Genomic DNA, 617 nt, shown 5'->3' with positions numbered 1-617 from the left:
CCCGTGCCCTGGGTGCAGGTGAGCTCACGCCGCCCTCCTCGATGCTGCCGGGGCAGTTTATCGGTTGGACGAGCAATCCTTTTTCGAGCGCCTGCCCCGCTGGGCCGCCGAGAACGAGGCATGGGCGCCGCTCGTCGCGTTCGCGGTGACCTTCCTGGAGGGCCTGTCCTTTTTCGGTTTCCTTATCCCGGCCGGGACCGTGATGTTCGCCCTGGGGGCGCTGACGGGCGCCGGCGCGCCGACGCTCGAGGCGCTGCGCGCGGCGCCCGGCGTCGAGCTCGTCGCCCTGCTCACCCCCGAGCACGGCTGGAGCGGCTACGAGGACGACGCGACCCCGGTCGCCGACCGGCGCGACCCGCGCACCGGCCTGCCCCTCGTCAGCCTCTACGGGCCGCGGCGCCGACCCAGCGCCGAGGTGCTGCGCTCCGTGGACGCGGTCGTCGTCGACCTGCAGGACCTGCGCGGCGATGCCGGCCACGTGCGGGGCCGCCATCGAGGTGCCCGACAGGCTGGCGTAGAACAGCGGGTCGGGGCTGGCGAGCGCCCCGGTCAGGCACACCGGCAGCTGCGGCGAGCACGTCGCCACGATGTCGACCCCGGGCGCGGACAGGTCCGGG

2 pseudogenes are annotated in these 617 nt (G+C 74.6%); one reads left to right on the top strand and one right to left on the bottom strand.

From position 1 onward, the window contains the following. Positions 1-202 precede the first annotated feature (202 nt). Positions 203-400 (top strand): annotated as a pseudogene (locus ACNA7R_RS20540) (exo-beta-N-acetylmuramidase NamZ domain-containing protein); the annotation flags it as partial. Between the two features lie 99 nt (positions 401-499). On the opposite strand, the pseudogene ACNA7R_RS20535 reads toward ACNA7R_RS20540, so the two are convergent. Further along, positions 500-559, bottom strand: a pseudogene (locus tag ACNA7R_RS20535) (hypothetical protein); the annotation flags it as partial. Between the last annotated feature and the right edge of the window lie 58 nt (positions 560-617).

This window comes from Natronococcus sp. (genome assembly GCF_047921035.1).
GTDB lineage: Archaea > Halobacteriota > Halobacteria > Halobacteriales > Natrialbaceae > Natronococcus.
This window is presented reverse-complemented; position numbering and strand designations above follow the sequence as displayed.